The sequence below is a fragment of the Pseudomonas sp. 06C 126 genome, assembly GCF_001855215.1.
GTDB classification, from domain to species: Bacteria; Pseudomonadota; Gammaproteobacteria; order Pseudomonadales; family Pseudomonadaceae; genus Aquipseudomonas; species Aquipseudomonas proteolytica.
In genome coordinates, this window is the sequence record NZ_MIFU01000100.1 from 24,133 (window position 1) to 42,421 (window position 18,289).

The 18,289-nt window shown below is 61.9% G+C and carries 14 protein-coding genes; all 14 read right to left on the reverse strand.

The genetic code is table 11. The features are described from left to right. Positions 1 to 25 precede the first annotated feature (25 nt). The 14 genes from BHC62_RS19740 to BHC62_RS19805 all read right to left on the reverse strand — a co-directional run bounded on the left by BHC62_RS19740 (position 26) and on the right by BHC62_RS19805 (position 18,130). On the reverse strand, positions 26 to 1,744 hold the full coding sequence (locus BHC62_RS19740; protein WP_029298828.1) for a ShlB/FhaC/HecB family hemolysin secretion/activation protein: 1,719 nt from the start codon (positions 1,742 to 1,744) through the stop codon (positions 26 to 28). Between the two features lie 428 nt (positions 1,745 to 2,172). Further along, positions 2,173 to 2,622 (reverse strand): poly-beta-1,6-N-acetyl-D-glucosamine biosynthesis protein PgaD, encoded by a 450-nt coding sequence (gene pgaD, locus BHC62_RS19745; RefSeq protein WP_070995871.1) that lies wholly within the window; start codon positions 2,620 to 2,622, stop codon positions 2,173 to 2,175. After that, positions 2,619 to 3,965 (reverse strand): poly-beta-1,6-N-acetyl-D-glucosamine synthase, encoded by a 1,347-nt coding sequence (gene pgaC, locus BHC62_RS19750; protein WP_029298825.1) that lies wholly within the window; start codon positions 3,963 to 3,965, stop codon positions 2,619 to 2,621. Before pgaC ends, pgaD begins: the two co-directional genes overlap by 4 nt. 3 nt (positions 3,966 to 3,968) lie before the next feature. Further along, positions 3,969 to 5,969, reverse strand: coding sequence for a poly-beta-1,6-N-acetyl-D-glucosamine N-deacetylase PgaB (gene pgaB / locus BHC62_RS19755; protein WP_029298824.1), 2,001 nt, complete (start codon positions 5,967 to 5,969; stop codon positions 3,969 to 3,971). A 12-nt stretch (positions 5,970 to 5,981) separates the two neighbouring features. After that, positions 5,982 to 8,432 carry a poly-beta-1,6 N-acetyl-D-glucosamine export porin PgaA gene (gene pgaA, locus BHC62_RS19760; RefSeq protein WP_070995872.1) on the reverse strand — a complete coding sequence of 817 codons (2,451 nt, stop codon included), beginning with the start codon at positions 8,430 to 8,432 and terminating at the stop codon, positions 5,982 to 5,984. 297 nt (positions 8,433 to 8,729) lie between these two features. After that, the gene (locus tag BHC62_RS19765; RefSeq protein WP_070995873.1) at positions 8,730 to 10,226 is read right to left on the reverse strand and encodes a YdgA family protein; all 1,497 of its coding nucleotides are present in this window, start codon (positions 10,224 to 10,226) and stop codon (positions 8,730 to 8,732) included. Positions 10,227 to 10,534: 308 nt separating this feature from the next. Beyond that, on the reverse strand, positions 10,535 to 11,167 hold the full coding sequence (locus BHC62_RS19770; protein ID WP_029298821.1) for a hypothetical protein: 633 nt from the start codon (positions 11,165 to 11,167) through the stop codon (positions 10,535 to 10,537). Between the two features lie 81 nt (positions 11,168 to 11,248). Further along, positions 11,249 to 12,691, reverse strand: coding sequence for an efflux transporter outer membrane subunit (locus BHC62_RS19775; protein WP_070995874.1), 1,443 nt, complete (start codon positions 12,689 to 12,691; stop codon positions 11,249 to 11,251). Beyond that, positions 12,688 to 13,578 carry an efflux RND transporter periplasmic adaptor subunit gene (locus tag BHC62_RS19780; protein ID WP_070995875.1) on the reverse strand — a complete coding sequence of 297 codons (891 nt, stop codon included), beginning with the start codon at positions 13,576 to 13,578 and terminating at the stop codon, positions 12,688 to 12,690. The genes BHC62_RS19775 and BHC62_RS19780 overlap by 4 nt, the downstream gene beginning before the upstream one ends. Next, on the reverse strand, positions 13,575 to 13,784 hold the full coding sequence (locus BHC62_RS19785) for a DUF1656 domain-containing protein (RefSeq protein ID WP_029298814.1): 210 nt from the start codon (positions 13,782 to 13,784) through the stop codon (positions 13,575 to 13,577). Before BHC62_RS19785 ends, BHC62_RS19780 begins: the two co-directional genes overlap by 4 nt. Further along, positions 13,781 to 15,859, reverse strand: a complete 2,079-nt coding sequence (locus BHC62_RS19790) for an FUSC family protein (protein WP_029298812.1) — start codon at positions 15,857 to 15,859, stop codon at positions 13,781 to 13,783. Before BHC62_RS19790 ends, BHC62_RS19785 begins: the two co-directional genes overlap by 4 nt. Continuing rightward, positions 15,856 to 16,266: a MarR family winged helix-turn-helix transcriptional regulator gene (locus tag BHC62_RS19795; RefSeq protein ID WP_029298811.1), complete on the reverse strand. Its 411-nt coding sequence runs from the start codon at positions 16,264 to 16,266 to the stop codon at positions 15,856 to 15,858. Before BHC62_RS19795 ends, BHC62_RS19790 begins: the two co-directional genes overlap by 4 nt. A 317-nt stretch (positions 16,267 to 16,583) precedes the next feature. Continuing rightward, the gene (locus tag BHC62_RS19800; protein ID WP_070995876.1) at positions 16,584 to 17,000 is read right to left on the reverse strand and encodes a hypothetical protein; all 417 of its coding nucleotides are present in this window, start codon (positions 16,998 to 17,000) and stop codon (positions 16,584 to 16,586) included. A gap of 41 nt (positions 17,001 to 17,041) precedes the next feature. After that, positions 17,042 to 18,130 carry a DUF3396 domain-containing protein gene (locus BHC62_RS19805; protein ID WP_070995877.1) on the reverse strand — a complete coding sequence of 363 codons (1,089 nt, stop codon included), beginning with the start codon at positions 18,128 to 18,130 and terminating at the stop codon, positions 17,042 to 17,044. Between the last annotated feature and the right edge of the window lie 159 nt (positions 18,131 to 18,289).

An 18,289-nucleotide genomic window follows, 5' to 3' on the forward strand; every position in this document is an offset into this window, starting at 1 on the left:
ATTCTCGATGCGGCTAGGCGTTGAATTACAGGTAGAAATCCATCCGGAAGTAGATCGGCGCTTCGCGCTCGCTCATCACTGCCGGACGTTCCAAAGAGTGGGCAAAGGTCACGCTGGTGCTGACGTTTTTGCCACGGGCGAACAGCTCCACGGAGTTGCTGGAAACCCGGCCGTGGACGATGTCGTTGTAGCGGTCGTTGCGGATCACGCCCTGGTCATAACCCAGGCTCACACCGTATTCGCCGAAGGCCGGGCGCAACCACTCCACCAGCACCGGCCGCGACCAGCGCAGGTCGTTGCGCCAGTAGCCGCCGCTGTCACCATTGAGTTGCTGGTCCTTGAAGCCGCGCACCGAAGACGAGCCTCCGAGGCTCATGCGCTGCGGGCTGAACAGCATGTCTTCACTGCGTTGGCCGGTGGCCAGGCTGGTAAAGCTGAACGACTCGCCCCACAGCGTGAACGGCTGCAGGTAGCTGACAGTGGCGGTGTATTTGCGGTAGCGCGAATTGGGTTGGCGACTGCCGAATTCGCCACGTTCGTCCTGGGACTGGGCATCGAGCAGGCCAATGCCGTTCTGCATGCCCAGATCCATGTTGACGAAGGCACTGCCGACCCGCCGACCGTGGTTGATGCCGACCTGCATCTCGCTCAAGCGCGTGCTGCTGTCCAGGCGAGTGCTGAGCACGTAGTTGTTGGTACGCAAGTGGGACAGGCCGACGTTGACCGAGGTCTTGCTCACGTCATCGCGATGCACCACGCGTTCGGCGCGCAGTTGGTGGTTCTGGCTGTCGCCCGATTGCTTGAAGCTGAACGTGTCGGCCTGGCCCAGTGCGCGGTAGTCGCTCTCGCTGTAGGTGTAGCTGAAGTTCCACCAGCCCCACGGTACGTTGTAATAGAGCATGCCGTTCTTTGAAGTCTTCTGGTGATCGCTGATCGCGTCATGCCCGCCGCGCAACACCAACTGGTCGGCCAGGCCCAGGGGGCTGTCCCACTCAAGGCCGGCGCCCCACTGCTGCTCGCCGGTACTTTTCTGCCCGTCGTTATTGCGCGACAGGCTGGCGCGCCAGGGCTTTTGCGGGTTGTTTTTCACCAGCACCGAACTGCCGCCGATGGCATCGCCGGGGGCCAGTTCCATTTGTGCCTGGTTGGAGGGCAAACGGTTGAGCTGATCGATGGCCTGCTCGATTTCCCGCAAGTTGAGCAAGTCGCCGTTTTTACCCGGAAAAGCCATGGCCAACTCGCGTGCCGACAACGTGCTGTCGTCGGCGCCCTTCAAACCTTCGAGCTTGCCTTCCACCACCAACACTTGCAGATGCCCTTTGGACAAGTCCTGCTGCGGCAAGTAGGCACGGCTGGTGACCATGCCCTTGTCGATGTAGTGATCGGTGACGGCCTTGAGCAGTTGATTGAGCTGGGCCACGCCCAGGCACTTGTCTATATAGGGCTTGATCAAACGCTCACGCTCGGTGGCGGACAGGTTGTCGGCGCCCTTGAGCTCGATGGTCTTGATCGGGAAGCAACGGCTATCCACCGGAGCGGTGGGCGTTGCGGGTTTGACTTCTTTGCCGGGCAATTCCTTGAGGTCTTCGAGGCGCCGGCGCTGCTCTTCAAGCAGGCGGTTCTGCCGCTCGCGGATCAGGTCCTGATCACCTGGCGAAGTCGCAGCCACCGCGCTGTTAGACGCGCAGAGGGCGAACAGGGCAATACACAGTGAATACCGAATCCGTGGCAATAACGAAGGCATGTTCGATCCATCGAATAACAAGGGGCGGCAAACTAACATCGAACTTCCACCCAGCCAAAATGTTCGGCTAGTTGAAGCTAAAAATTAAATCACCTGTAAGATGCTGATAAATAACGATAAAAACTATCAGCAATAATTAAATGCTTGTATTCGGAATTTTTATTCCGACAAGCGGTATCAGTTTTGATACAGCTTTCGGCGCAACTTGAAAGTTGCCATTAGTTAGCCATCAATGTTGTGCCGAGATGGTTTAGTAGCCAAAGAGGCGGAAAAGTTCGCGGTTATTTTGTGAATTGGATCCCATTTCTGACGATAGGTACCGCAGAGCCCTCCCTGTAGGAGCTGGCCAGCGATGACGGCCGCGAGACCGCCGCAGGGTGTCAGGTGCCCAGCGTCATCGTTGACGACCATCGCCGGCGAGCCGGCTCCTACACGGCGCGTTCCGCCACCAGCTTCAGCTTTCGCTGTTGTGTCGTCACCGCCTGCACCCCACCCTCCTGATCGTTATGAATCACCAACACCCCCGGCCTGCGCAGTTGCTCAAGCTCCCCCGCCGCCAGGCGGAAGCTCTCGCTCAGGCCGTGGTCACTCAGCGCCTTGGTTGCCGCACGGCGCTGGGCAAATTGCTTGCCGCGCCGTTGTTGGTAGCGCGCCCAGCTGATCAGCAGCACCGCATTGAACAGAGCGATCCACAGGTAGATCTGCAAGGTGTTCAACGCGGCAAAAATCGGTGCATCGATGCGTGGGCCGCCGTTGCTATCGAGCATCGGCACCAGGCCGCGCACCAGCAGGAGCACCAGGCCGGCCCAGGCCATCAGGGTCAGGAAGATATCGATGGCCTGCATCACAGGCCGCTGTGGGGTGCGGATCAGGTTCATGGGTTCACTTCCTTGGCAGGTGCCTTGATGCCGCGATCCGGGCTGACCCAGCGCGCGCGTTTTTGATGTTGGCGGAACAGGACTTTGGGGAAGCTGACCAGGGTGGTGAACAGGCTCACCAGCCAGAACACCAGCGGGTACCAGACGGTCCAGAACAGGGTTTTCCACAGGCCGCGCTCGTAGCGCCGGTCGATCATGATGCTCACGGCAAACTGCACCAGGCACACCACCGCCAGCAGCAAGCCGGTGAAGGCCGGTGGCATCAGCGAGCCGACGGCAATCGCCTCGGGCAACGGCACGACTTTACCCACGCCCCAGAAGATCACTGACAGCAGGAAGGTGAAGGCCCAGCCGGTGGACAGGCAGTATTCGAACAGCAGCGGCCACAGGTAGCGGTGGCGCCATTGCCAGATCCCACGGATGTTCTTGAACAGCACTTCGGCGCCGCCCTGGGCCCAGCGCAGGCGCTGTTTCCATAGGCCACCGAGGGTTTCCGGCATAAGGATCCAGCACAGCGCGCGCGGTTCGTAGAAGATGCTCCAGTGGTCCAGTTGCAGCTTCCAGCTCACGTCGATGTCTTCGGTGATCATGTCGGTGCTCCAGTAGTCGACCCGGTCCAGGGCCGCCCGCCGAAACGCCACCACCACGCCGGATACGGTGAAGATCCGCCCGAACACCCGCTGGGTACGCTTGATCAAGCCGATGATCGAAGAGAACTCGCCTACCTGCACCCGGCCGATCAAGGTCGAGCGCGTGCGGATCCGTGGGTTGCCGGTGACCGCTCCCAGACGCGGGTTGTCGAGCATCGGCGCCACCAGGTAGGCGGCGGCATTGCGGTCGAGCAAGGCGTCGCCATCGATGCACACCAGGTATTCACTGTGGGCCGCCACGGCGCCCATGCGCAGGGCCACGGCCTTGCCCTGGTTTTGCGCCAGATGCAGCACGCGCAAGCGCGGCTCATGCAGCGCCAGGGCATCGAGCACCTGGGCGGTGTTGTCGCTGGAGCCGTCGTTGATCGCAATCACTTCCAGGTTGCGATAACGCTGGGCCAACGCCGCGCCAATGGTCTCGGCGGCGTTGTCGCCTTCGTTGTAGCAAGGGATCAGGATCGAGATCAGCGGCTCGCCCTTGAGCACCGGCGCCGGGGTGTCATCGGCCCATGGCCAGTGGCGTTCCCAGTGCAGCCAGAAGTACAGGCCACCGGCGATCCACAGCCCGGACATGAACAACGGGTAGAAAAACACGAACTCCATCAGGAACTGCCCAGTGACCAGGAAGATCAGGCCCAGGGGCACACCCAACACCAATGCCAAAACGAGAAGAGCTAGGATTCTGTCGAACATGAGTCAAGGATTCCATTTGTTGGAAAGGGCCGGACGCACGGTGTTCAGATCCGGCGAATTCTCCAGGAAGTTGTCGGGGTAGTAGCCAAAACTGCTGGCGCCCTGGCGCTTGAGCACGCCCATCCACTCGGCCATTTGCGCACCGGAAAGATCCGGGGCGGCCGGGGTGCGCCAATCCTTGGCCTGCAATTCGAAGACCGTGCGCTGCATCGCCCCGGGCCGGGCCTTGACCGTGGCCACGAGTTTTTCCAGCCACGCGTTGGAGTTTTTCAACGACTGGCCTTCCATCAACGGCATCGCCATCGGCGCGGTCCAGTCGTAGTGCTGGAGGAAGTCGTCGAGGTTCTGCGCAAACCAGGCTTCGCTGGCCGGGTTGAGCATCGGTTCGGCGAAGATGTTGCGCGCGGTGAGCACTTCCGGGCCGCGCAGGGTGCGGACCTTGGCGGTCAGTTCATGGGTGAAGTCGATCAGGTAGCGGCTCTTGAAACGGGTCCAGCGCTGCATCACCTCCGGGTCGGCGCGCAGTGCCTGGATGCTGCCCGGCAGGCCGTTGGCTGCGTAGGTTTTCAGGGCCTGGGGGCTGGCGTCTTCAAAGTCCGAAAGCACGGCGTCGTCGTGGAACAACACCCCATGGATAGCGCTGGTACGGGCGAGGTCTTCGTAGATCTCACCGATGATTTTGCGCACCTTGGGATCGAACGGCGACAGCCGCTGGTACTGCTTGGGGTCGACGTCCACTTTGCCGGTGGCCGGGTCCCAACGGCTGACGCGGGGCAGCTTGGGGTCCAGGGCAAAGCTGAGCACCGGCATCCAGGCGTAGACCTTTACCAGGCCGCCACGGGTGTGCAACTGCCAGCTGACGCGGTTGAACAGGTCGGCGCGCATCGGCAGGTGGCGGTTGGGGAAGTACAGCGAACGCGCCAGGCCATCGCCCTTGGGATCCGCGAACGCCTGCAGGAACACGGTGTCGACGCCCATGTCCAGCACGCGCTGGACCAATGCGTCGAGGTTGCGCACTTCTTGCGCCTTGTCCGGGTCGTAGACCTGGTCCAGGTCCACATGCAGTACGCGCATCGGCGCTTTGACCTGCGCCGATACCATGCTGTTGGCGAAGTCTTCGCCGTACGGGTCGTTGTCCACCAGAAAGCGCGGGCTGCTCATCAAGTTGCCGAGGTTGTCGAGGCCGTCCTCCAGGGTCAGGGCCATCTGGTACCCCTGCTCGCCCACTACCGCCAGAGAGGTGCCGTCCGCCGCCCCGTATGGCCAGACCCACACACGCGGGGCCTTGCCGGTAACGGCGCGGATCTTATTGGAAATCGCCGCGACGTCGGCGCGCATCCGCGCCTGGAACTGCGCTTCGGGCTCATAACTGCGGGTGACCGGGTCATAGCGCCGGGTAGCCGCAGCCGGCTCCATGTTGCCCTGGGGGTTGGCCAGCACACCTTTGTGAAGGGCGTCGGTATGCGCGGCGATTTCCACCAGGCCCGATTGCGCCACTTCGCGCACTTGTTGCCAGGTCAAAAACTCCCCGCGGTCACGGGGCACGCCGGCAAAATCCACCGGCTGGTTCAACGGCGTGTCGACCCAACTGCCCACCGGCGCCAGCACGGCCGGCCACTGGTAGGCACGCAGGATCGGCATCACGCGGGTGTAGAAGCTCGAATAGCCGTCGTCGAAGCTGAGCATGACGGCTTTGGGCGGCAGCTGCGGCCCACCGGCGCGGGCGGCAAGGACCTGGTCGACGCTGACCGCCTGGTAGCCGTTCTCGCGCAGCCAGGACAACTGTTCGATCAGGCGTTCGGTACGCACCGCCACCACTCTCTGGTCGGGGTCACGGTCGTTGACATCGTGGTAGGCAATGCCCAGGAAATGGTTTTTCGGCCACGGCGCTTCGTTGACCGGTTTGAGTCGTTCGGCAGGTGGCGTAAAAGGCGCGGGGGACTGGGCACAGGCACTGCTCAGCAAAAAACCCAGGGCCAGCAGGCAACGGGAAACAAGGGTCATGATCGGACTCTTCTAGAAACGGTAAGTGAGGTCGACGAGCAGGCGCACATCGCTTTCGCGCTGACCGTCATAAGGTCGGTTGATCCAGCTCAGGTTGGCGCCGGTTTCCAGTACGTCGTTCCAGCGATAACGCTGGCCGTAACTGAGCAAACCAATGGCGCCGGTGGCGTAATCGCGCTGGCTGTAGGTGCCCGCACCGGCCTGGAACTGCTGACTCCACTGGGTTTCGTAGCGGTGATAGAGCACATGGTTGACGCTCACCGTGGGGAGCACGCTGAAGTCTGAACGCGGGTTGAAATACGCGGCTTCTTCCTTGCTGTTGCGGCTGGCGGCGACTTCCAGGCCAAGGTCCACTTGCACGCCCGGCGAGCGGTAGACGCCCTCACGGCCGCTGAGCAGCGCCTCGACACGGTCGTTGCCGTCACTGAAGTGGGACGGGCTCAGCGCCAGTCTCCACTCACGGCTCTCGTTGGCGCGCCAGCGGATAAACCCGCTGCCGCCATTGGCCGTGACGTTGGCATTGAGCGCACGCAACGGTGTGCTGGCGGCCAGGTAGTCAAGACTGCCCCCGTACTGCCAGTGGTCGTTGATGTCTCGCGCAATCGCCAGGCGTGCGCCTTGCTTGGTGCCTTTGCCGTAGGAATGATTGGAGACTTCGGCCTCCAGGGTCATATCGCGGGTTCGCCGTTCCACGCCCAGGCGCTGCCAGCGGTGGTGGCCAGTGCCTTCTTCAAAGTCGGCGGTGGCGTAGCCGATACCGCCGAATATCCGCCAGTCTTCATCGATGGGCGGGCTGTAGAGCAGGGTTTCGATGCCCCAGTCGCGGCTACCCGACACCGCCCCGCCGCCATGACTTTTACCGGTCTCGGCTTCGATGCGCAGCTCGGCCATTTCATGCACCTTGCGCAAGCGCTGGAGGCGTTGGACCTGGCGGTTTTCCGGGGCGCGGTCGACCACGTCATCGGCGAGCACATCAAGCTGGCGCCACTCCTGCAGCTCCAGCGCGTTGTAGCCTTGGGAGACTTCCAGGTCGATATGGCGGGGGTTCTGGTTTTCTGCGTCCTTGAGGGCAATCTCCGCACGCCGCGGCCAGGCGCGGGCGCGGAACATGTCCGCCTGGGCCACGCGCATGCCGACGTTGCCGGGCGAGGTGCGCACCAGGTTCTCCAGGCTTTTTTCACTGGTTGGCAGATCGGCGCCGTAGGTCGCGGCCTGGGCCGCCAGTTGCTGGGCGGCCAGCCACGCGTCGTTGGGGTTGCCGAGGGGCAGCCCCTTGAGTTCGACCCGAGGCTTTTGCGTGCTCGCCAGGTCGTTTGCGACAGCGCGGGCCTCGCCGGTCTGGTCGTTTTCCAACAGGGAGTAGTACAGCGCGGTGCTGTCTACCACTTGGTTGCTGGGGTCGGCGTCCGGCGCGGCCACCGCTTGGCGAAACAGCGGCGCAGCCTTTTCCGGCAGGCGTTGATCGAGGTAGGCGGCGGCCACCCAGCGCAGGGCGTAGCCGGGCAGTTGCACGCCTTGAGCTTGCAAGGCTTCGTAGTCGTGGATCACCTCGGCGGTACGTGCACGGGCCTTGAGCGCGCCCATCCGGTCGATACGCCAGCGCACCACATCGTCATGGGCACTGGCGTCCGGGGCCCAGGTGGCGAGCAGTTGGTCGTAATCCTTGAGGGCGCGGTCGGCGATCACAAAGCGTTCGCTTTCACTGCGCGTCGGGAATTCAGCCAGGCGCACACGTTCGGCAGCCAAGTCACCTTCCAGGCGGCGCTGGGTCACCGGGTCCAGCAGGCCGGGGTGCAGCGCGCTCAGGCGCAAGGCCGGTTCCGGCATACGTGCACGTTGCAGGGCGATCAGGTATTCGCGCACCACCTCGGGCTGGTTGCCGGCGCGGATAAACGCCTGGTCGAACTCGAACAGTGAATCAAACGGCTGCCCGGCACGGGACAACGCGTAGCCCAGGGCCATGCGCCGCTCGACATCCTCGGGCTTGGCCACCACCAGGGTGCGGGCACGCTGTACGGCTTCGGCGGCTTTGCCGCCATCGGCCAGGGTCAGGGCCAGGCCCAGTTGCAGGTCCGGGTTGTTCGGTTCGCGCAGCAACGCCTGGCGATACACGGCCTCGGCGGGCGCCCAGCGCTGTTGATTGCGGTAGGTGCGGGCCACGGTGGTCAGCGCTTGAGTGGTCAGTTGGCGCTGGCGCCCCTGGCGCTCATAGACCTTGAGTACTTCATCATCCTGGCGTGCCCAGCTGGCAATCAGCAGGTGGTCGCTGACCTGGCCAGCGGTCTGGCGTTCGACAGGCAATTGGCGCAACAGGTTGAGCGCCGGCGTGTAGTTGCCGGTGCGGGCCTGGCGAATCAGGGAGTCGTAGGCAGGATCGGCCACGGCCAGGGTTGGCAGCAGCAGGACGGCACCGATCAGTAGACGCAATCGATCAGGACCGTAGGCAGAGGGGTTACGCAACATGTCGTCAGCTTCCTTACTTGGAAAGCTGTAGCGATATCGCCTGTACAACACGCATCAGGCCGCCGGTATCTGGGGACCCGGACTAGCTTTCCTGGGGCGCAATATCCCCGAGCGGGGTAAGGATTTGGGCAAATCAGGACAATTGTTCAGAATTGTCCTACAAGCCAGTGGAGATCAAATGTGGGAGCGGGCTTGCTCGCGAATGCGGTGGGTCAGTCATGGATATGTTGACTGATACACCGCATTCGCGAGCAAGCCCGCTCCCACATTTTTGCTTCGGTGTTGGCCTACAGGGGCTTATTGCGCGCCGCTGACCGCACCCAGTTTGCCCAGTACGCCGCCGATAAACTGCTCGACAGTCATTTTCTGGCCATTGAAGGTCACTTCATTGTTGGCGTAGTGCAGCTTGGCCAGGATGTCGTTGCCTTCCAGGGTTGCCAGTTGCGTGCCCACGGCCATCTCGCTGACCATCTCGCTGGCCATCTGGGATTGCTGCTCGATGGCTTTGGGGTCGGTCACGCCACCGATCTGCGCTTGCAGTGCAGCAATGTCAGAGATCATCGGCTTGGACAGGGTCAGGTTGGCATCCAGCAGCGTGATCATCTGCTTGGCCAGTTCAACCGGTGGCAGCTCCATGGTGGACGGTTTGGTCAGGTCTACCACCAGGTTGAAGCGGCTTTCGCCATTGGCGGTCTTGAGGGCCAGGTTTTCCAGGGCCACTTGCGGTTTGGCGGCCAGCAGCAGGTCGACATTGGCCTGGGCCAGCGCTTGTTCGGCTTCGCTCAGTTGCAGTTCTGGAATCGGTTGCCCGGCAGCTTGGGCAGCCTGCACCGGTTGCATCTTTTCCTGATACAGCTTGGTCAGCACCATGGCCGACGGCACGTCGATGTTCTTCATGCTCACGGCCATGGCCGCCGAACCGACTGGTTTGCCCTGGTAACCGATCTCGGCGACTTTGTAATCAACACGGCCGCTGAGGTTGTTGTCCTTGGTCTCGCTGCTGTCTTTCTGCTCGAAGCCTTTGACGGTCAGCACCGCTTGTTGTGGACCAAAGGTGAACTGGGTGTTGCTCAGCTCGACGGTGTTCTGGCCGACATAAAAGCCGAAACTGCTCTTGGACAGGTTGCTGGCCACGGTCAGGCCGTTGAGTTGCGCCTGGAACGGTGCGCCATCAGGGCCGACCAGGTCCACCTTGAGGGCGTCCATGTAGCCATTGACCTTGATCTCTTCACCCTTGGCGGTGTTGAAGTAGTCCATCTTCAGGCCAGAGAAGTTGACGCTGGTGGTGGCGTCCTTGTACTCCAGGGGCAGCAGTTCCATGTTGCCGTTCACCGAACGGTTGAAGCTGATGTTGGCCACGCCGTTGATTGGCGAAACATCCTTGGTGGCGGCGAACCATTTTTCGGTGGTCGGGTTCTTCTCAAGGGCCAGATGGCTGGTAGCCAGCACTGGCCACCACTTCAGGGTAATCAGGCGCGAGACAGGCAGCGGGCCGTGTTCGATACGGTCGACAAACAGCAGCTCGCTGTCTTTGAACTGTTCACCGAACGCCGCGCCTTCGGCCTTGAGGCGGAAGTGGCCGGTGCTGCTGAACCAGCCGCGATCCAGGGAGACCATCTCCAGGGTCATGCGGCCATCGACACCGGCCAGGGAGCGTTCCATCTCCTTGTTGGCGTCTTCGATCGTGGTTTTCAACACCCCTTCCAGCTGGCTGCCGGTGTACCAGGCACCGCCGGCACTGACCACGCCGACGGCGGCAACAAAACCCAAGAGTACAACGGCTGATTTATTCATGAAGTGTCCTGATCCAATCCTGTGCGAAGTGGGCTGTCTTCCCTGACTCCCGAAGTGGGCGTCGGCTCAAGCCCGCCGAAAACGGGGCAAGGTTAGCACTGGCGGGGGGGCTCGTTGCAATCTCTTGTGGCTAACGGCGGGGTCCAGGGGGTGGACAGGGAACACTGTGGCGAGGGGGCTTGTCCCCCGCTGGGCTGCGAAGCAGCCCCCCCTCGGTCTTCCTGATACACCAAGGGGGCAGGTTTTGGGGCTGCTTTGCAGCCCAGCGCGGGGCAAGCCCGCTCGCCGCGGGGAAATGTTGCGCTTAGTCAGGAGTATTCCATCTCGATTTCGTCGAGCTGGTGGTCGAAGCTCTTCAGCCGGGCGGTCCAGGTGTACACCAGCACTTCAAACTCGCGGTGGATCACCGCATTGCCCGGGGTGTCGGCCTTGGGGTCGTAGAAGTCCAACTGGTAACGCTCGCGGGCCATGGCGGTGGCGACGTCGGACAGCTCCCGGGCGTTGTTCAGCCAGTGCCTCCCTTCGGCCACTTGCCGGTCGAGCAGCACGCATTGTTTTTTCAGGGCCTCGAGGCTTTTTTCGAGGGGGGTGCCGGTCAGTTCGCCCATGACTTCCTGGAACGTCCGCCCAGGCTGCCAGTAGCTGCCCCAGAAGTAGCGGTCGAACACGGTTTCGACCCGGCGCAGGGCGACCTTGGTGTCCCAGATCGCGACCCGCGTCTTGCCTTGTTCAAGGATTTTTTTCTGGGTGCGCTGGCCCTGGTAGGACGCCCAGGCCACCACGCCAACGGACAACGCGGCGATCAGCGCGCAGGCGCTGTCGAGGAACACCATGGCCTTATCCAGTTGATGGGCCAGCATGACACCGTAGAAGTAAGTCGCCGATAACAACACCAGTGCGAAGAGCACGCACCAGAAAGCGGGAGCATAAGGGTTTTTCATTATTGGAATCCCCATGAGCAACGCAGGCAGTGATCAGCGGGCCATCACGCAAGCCCGTCTGATCAAAGCATAGCAATCGCCTCAGGGTTTGCCGGGTTCTGCACCGTGCGTTCGTCCGCTTTCCCAGCCGCCGCCCAAGGCCAGGAACAGGTCGATCTGGCTCATTGCCACCTGCGTGTTGGCCTGCGCCAGTTGCGCACGCATGTCGGTGTAGGTGCGGGTGGCTTGCAGGTCGGCGAGGAACGACTCGCGGCCGGCCTGGAAGAAGCGGTGCGTCTGGTCGGCGGCCTGTTGCGCCGACTGCTCGGCCTCGGCCAGCGCATCGCGGCGCTGCAGCTGCGCGGTGTATTGCGCCAGCCCGGTCTGGGTCTCGCGGATGGCATTGAGTACCACCCCGTCGAAGTGCGCCAAGGCCCCCTGGGTCGCGGCTTCGGCTTCATGAATGCGCGCGCGCGAGCCGTTGGACGGCACCGTCCAGCTCAACAGCGGGCCGAAGCCCCAGCGGTTGGTGGCCGGTTTGCCAAGGTTGTCGATAATACCCACGGTGCCGATGGAGGCGCCGATGCTGATATCCGGGTACAACTCGCCGGTGGCCACGCCAATTCCCGCCGTCGCTGCCGCCAGCCGGCGTTCGGCCTGGCGCACGTCGGGGCGGCGTTTGAGCAGGGTTGCACCGTCGCCCACCGGCAGCAACTGGGCGATATGCGGCAACTCGGCGCAATCGCGGGTGCCGGCCGGCAGTTGGTCCAGGGGCTTGGCCAGGAGCATCGACAGGCGGAACAAACCGGCCTGGCGCGCCGCCTCAAAGCGCGGCAGTTCGGCACGCAGCGACTTGAATTGGGTTTGCGAACGGGTGACCTGGGTTTCATCACCGCGCCCGGCGTCGCGCAGGCGTTGGGTCAGGCGTGTGCTTTGGGCTTGCAAATCCAGGGACTGGCGGGCGATGTGCAGCTCTTCGTTGGCCGCGCACACCTGGGTGTAGGAGCGCACCACGTCCGCCACCAGGGTGATGCGCGCGGTATCCACGGCGGCCTGGGTCGCGTCGGCGTTGGCCTGGGCGCCTTCGATACCGCGCTGCAGGGTGCCGAACAGGTCGAACTGATAAGAGGTGGTGATGCCGATATCGCCGACATTGGCCACCGGTACCTTGTCCGCCAGCAAAAAGGCTTCGCCGGACTCCTGCAAACGCTGGGCGCCGAGCTTGACCCCGCCGCTCCAACCGCCCGCCGATTGCGCTTCCTGCTCCTGGAAACGCGCCCGTTGCAGGTTGGCCGCAGCCACGCGCAAATCGGTGTTGGAGGCCATGGCCTGGCGCACCAGTTCATCCAGGCGCGGGTCCTGGTACAGCTTCCACCAGTCGGCGGGTACCGGGGCCGAGACCACATTGTTGCCCTGCCCGGCCAGTTGGCCCTGCAGGTCGCCACGGTTGACGGCGGCTGCGTCGGGCAACTGGTAATCCGGGCCCACCACCTGGCAGGCCGACAGCAGCAGCCCCAGCCCGACGGTCGCCAGCAGTTGCTTCATGGCTGGTCTCCGGATTTTGCCTGGTCATCGATGATCGACACGGTGGCCGTGCGCCCGGCAATCATGCGGAAATCCGCCGGCACATCGTCAAACGCAATGCGCACCGGGATCCGCTGGGCCAGGCGCACCCAACTGAAGGCCGGGTTGACGTTGGGCAGCAGGTTGGAGCCGCTGGTGCGGTCACGGTCTTCGATCCCGGCGACGATGCTCTGCACATGGCCGCGCAAGCGCGCGCTATCGCCGACCACGCGGATATCCACGCTCTGGCCGACATGAATGCCGTCCAGCTTGGTCTCTTCAAAATAGCCGTCGATGTGGAAGGAATTGCTGTCCACCACCGACAACACCGGGCGCCCGGCGGTCACGAACTCCTGGGCCCGAGGCGCACGGTCGTTGACGTAGCCATCCACCGGGCTGCGGATCACCGAGCGGTCGAGGTTGAGCTGAGCGCTGTCCACTGTCACCTGCGCTTCGGCCAGGGCCGACTGGGCGCGGGCCACGCGGGACTGGCTTTCTTCCAGTTGCTCGCTGGCCACCAGGTTGCCCAGGCCCCGGTTGCGCTTGGCTTCACGCTGGGCCTGGGCCAGGGTTTCCTGGCGGTCGGCCACGGCCGCCTGGGCTTGGCGCAGGGCCAGCTTGAAACGGTCCTGGTCCACCGAAAACAGCACCTGGCCACGGCTCACCAACTGGTTGTCGCGCACGTCCACTCGCTGGATCAGCCCGGACACGTCCGGGGCGATCTGCACGATGTCGGCACGGATATGCCCGTCGCGGGTCCAGGGGGCGAACATGTAATACATGACCATGCGCCAGACCACGACGCAGGCGAAGGTCACTACGAGCAACGTCAGGACCACGCGGCCAATCGTCAAAAAAGGTTTTTTCATGTCATCAGGTATCGACTGAGTGAGTCCACAGCGCCCAGCAACAGCGCGTAGAGAGCCACATTGAATAATGCCCGGTGCCAGACCAGGCGATAGAAGTGGACGCGGTTCAACAGCCCGTGCACCACCAGGTAAAAGCCATACGTAATGCCCATCAGCACCAGCAGCGTGGGCAGGAACACCCCGCTGATATCCAGGTCACCGATCATAGAGGCGCTCCATCGGGCAGCGGCGCTTGCATCTCGGCGCCGCCAATGAATTCAACCCCAGGCAGCAGCGCCAGGCGCAGGCCGGCCAGGGCGTGCAACAGGTGCAGGCGGGTATCGCCCTCGCCTTGCAGGCCCTGGCCGTTGAGCGCGCGGCGCGTGCGATCGAGGGTCATCAACAGGCCGCTGGGCGCGGGCAAGCGCTCACCGGCTTTAAGGCAGGCCTTGAAGTAAGCGCCGACACCTTCGACCACCTGGTTGAGCAACACCCGTGGCACGCCGAGGATGCGCGGCGAGTAGGCCAGCAGGTCGAGCAGGTTCAGTGCCACCCGCAAATCACGCAGGGCAATGCCGGTGTCCTGGCCAGTGAGGGCCAGGCGCGGCAGGTGTTGCATCAGGCGGTCGAGCATTTGCACGGCCATGTGCCGGTGCTCGGCCAGGGTCGCAGGTTCGGTGAGGCCGACAATGTCGCGCCAGCTGAAGCGGGTCAGGCGCTTGGCCGCCAGTTCGGCGCCAAAGGGCCGGGCGATCAGCGTCCACACAAAGGCAAACAGCAGGCCCACGGGACCGGCCAGGTTGACGTTGGCGAAGTTGAGGAAGTCCGCATCATAGGCCCCCTGGATACTGATGAATGACGAAGTGTTCACCAGCGTCAGCAACATGCCCAGGTAAAAGCGCGGCTGCACGGTGAGGGTGCCGATGCAGATGAACGGCACGGCGAACGCCAGCACCAGCATCGGGAAATCGTGCAGGTTGGGCAGCACCAGAAACAGGTAGAGGCTGGCGAACAGCACCGACATTGCCGTCCAGAAAAAGAACCGATAAATCTGTGGCGCCGGGTCGTCCATCGAGGCGAAGAAGCTGCACGCCACCGCCGCCAGAATCACCGCACTGCCGCCGTCGGTCCAGCCCAGCAGAATCCACAGCACCGAGGCGACGATGATCGCGGTGACGGTGGAGAACGCCGAGTAAAACATCAGGCCACGGTCAAGAAATGGCGTGAGCCGGCCCAGCCGCCAGTGACGGTAGACGGCGCGCCAGGTGTCCTGGCTTTCGCACTCGATGGCGGCTTGCAGGCTGCGGCAGTCTTGCCACAAATCGATCCACTCACCAAGGCGGTACAACGCGTTGGAAAACAGCAGGGTGTGGCGATCGTCCAGCGCTTCGCCTTGGGGTTGCAGGGCGTCTAGCTGGTCACGCAAGGCGCGCCAGCTTTCCAGCGGTGCGCCTTGTTGGGTGTCTTGCAGCCATTGCTGGGTGGCTTGGAGTATCGGCGTGAGGCGATCGAGAAACGCCGGAGCGCGGTGTTCGATGGCGTACAGCGCATCATCCAGGGCATCCACCACCGGCAGCAGGTGGATCATGCGCCCACGCAGTTCCTTGGTGTTACGCACGGTCTGCGGCCGTGCGCCTTCGTGGGGCAACTGGCCGATCATCAATTCGAGAGTGTTGAAGGTGGCGACCATACCGCCGCGCAGGTTGCTGACTTCTTCAGGCTGCACATTGCGCGTCAGAAAGCGCTGGCTGTAGACCTGGGCATCGGCAAACCACTTGGCCACCGAGCCATCGAACACCGGCATCAGGCGGCGCGGCCAGAACATCGCGCCCACCACGGCGGCCACTGCGATGCCGAGGAAGATTTCTTCGGTCCGCGCCTCGGCCACATCCCACACCGCCAGGGGGTTATCCACCACCGGCAGGGCGATCAGCGGCAGGGTGTAGCCGGCCAGCATCAAGGCGTAGTTGTTGGCTGTGCGCAGGTGCATGGAGAGGAACAGCAAAGTGCCCGTCCACAACGCAATCACCACCACCAGAATGTAGGGCGACTGTACAAACATCGGCACAAAAAACACCGCCGCCGCCGCGCCCATCAAGGTGCCGATGGCGCGGTACAACGCCTTGGAACTGGTGGGGCCGACAAACGGGCTGGAGACGATATACACCGTGGCCATCGCCCAATACGGACGCGGCATTTGCATGAGCATGGCGATGTACAACGCGATCATCGAGGCGGCGAAGGTACGCACGCCGTAGAACCAGTCGCGAGCGGGAGGAAAGCCGCTGAAAAATCCGTTCAAAGCGTCGCCGCCTCAAAGGCGCGCAACACACGCAGCGCGGCCTGCATATCGGTGGGCGCAATGTCGGCCAGCACTTCACGACGCAGGCGCACCAGTTGCGCCTCCACGGCTTGCACCAGCTCCCGACCGCGCTCGGTGAGGCTCAAGGCCTTGGCGCGGCGATCGTGGATATCTTCGGTGCGGCACACATAACCGCTGCTGCACAGTTGGTCGAGCAGGCGCACCAGGGACGGGCTTTCCATCCCCGAGGCCTGGGCCACCTTGACTTGATGCACGCCGTCGCCGAGACGGCCGATCATCAGTAAAGGCACTGCGCAGGCTTCGGAAATACCGTAGCTCACCAGGGTGCTCTGGCAGATTTTGCGCCAGTGACGGGCGCCAGCCACCATGCTGCTGCTGAGGCTCATGTGAAGGTGTTCGAGGGAGTGGGACACGGGATAGTTCGCATACAGTTAGTTTGCTAACTATCAATATGATCGAGGAATGGAATCTCGTCAACTTTTGATACAAATTCCCTGATAGGCGGCGGGCTGTGGCCTGTAGGAGCGAGCTTGCTCGCGAAAAACGCCAATACACCGCGTTGATCCAGGTTACCCACGCCATCGTTACCGACCTTCGCGAGCAAGCTCGCTCCTACAAAAAAGCCTTCTGGCTATCCGTCCAGCCGGCTTGAGCGACGAATAGGACGGCGTCCATCAAAGGTGAAGGTTTTCAGCGCGCCCGATCAACTTTTCTGACCATACCGCCGAACACTCCAGACTTTTGCAGCCTCGGAAATCACCACTAAGACAGCCATAAAAATAACGTTGTAATCTGGAAATACGCGAGCGCCAATCAACAAAATCGAAACAGAGGGTACTATAAAAATAATACGCAAAGGAGTTTGTGAATATACAAGCCATTTAACCTGTGCTTTTTGCAATAAAAATAACACACAAGAAAAAATAACCGAAACTTGAAGAGCCAAGTTAAAAGCAAACATATAAATCTGCACTGAACCGTGATCCGGAAAAATATTCACAGCGCTGGCAATATCGCTAAAAAAAGGAACTCGTCCGCCAAGTAAACTGTTCAGAAAATACCAGATGACATAAATAGCATCCAACCCACCCCACAACCACCACACCTTTTTCCTATTCATTTTCGCCATCCTTGTATTCGTAGGTGGTCAGCCCATCGATTCTACAAACGCCCCGGCAGGGTGTTTGTAGCATCCAAGCACGGCTCCTCGTGAAGTAACTTAGCCCGCCAGGCGGGTATATCGTCTGCGTCCACATCCAAGCGCTTGAGCCACTGGTCAGCCGACCAGTCCACCAGCCGCAACTCGCCATCATGAGAGCCTCCGTGCAGTGAGCCTACAGTCTCGTAGCGGATGTCCTTGAGCACATGGTTCAACAACACGTAGGCCGCCGGTTTCGGATCATCGGCATCACCACCAAGGTATGGGTATGCACCGGCCTGGATCACTACGCCGTTACCGAAGTCATAGAAGGCAAAATGGCTGGAAGGTAGCTGCGCACGCAGGCCATCCAGGCCGCCGACAAGATCCAGGCGTGCTTGGTCGAGCAAGGTCAGCCAACTGACTGTCTTGATTTTTGTGGGTTTGAACTCGGGGATATTCGCCAACAGAGCGGCTGTTCCTACATCCAATCCAGGCATGCGCGCCGCCATAAAGGCTTCAGTAGGCTCATTGCTATCCCGGTTGGTGACGGAAAGATTGAAGGCATGCCCCGCGCAGCCCTGCTCGGGGACCAATCGGCGCGCGGAGTCAATGAACAAGCGTAGGAAACTGAGTGGATTCTGCTCTTGGTACAAAAGCGGTACTGAGAACTCCAGAGTGCTTAGTTCATCCCCCATCCTTGCCGCCCATCCCTGCATGCCAAAAATATCGAAGAGCCAAGCGCTAGCGTCGTTGGATTGCTTGCCGCTGAGGTAGTAGAAGCTGAGGTAGTCGTCTTCATCCATTGCGCTCAGCATTTCACGCAGTGACTTTGCCTGACCATACGCTGACAGTGGTTGACCCTGTCTAGGCTCCTCACGCCAGAGCCAAGTGAGATGGGGCTCGGCTAGACGCTTAAAGTCGTCGAAGCACTTGCATAACGCTTCGCGCACCAATGGTGTATGGGCCTCCTTGAAATACAGCGTTGCCCGCAGGCAAAGTACTGCGCCGATATAGTTCTGGGCCCCGCCCTTCATCAACAGATGACCGGGTATTTCCAGCAGGTGTGGTTGTTTGGCAAGTTCTTCGGCTACATTAAATTCCGGTTCCATCGAGGTTCCTCCGAATCAGTAAGCGGGGATCATTGGCCGAGGGGAGCGGCCACGCGTCAGGATAAACATCACGCCACCAGCGATGGCTGCGGCCCAGCCAAGCTGCGCCACTGGCACGTTGGACTGCTGATTTTCCTGGCTACAGTCACATTCGGTGGA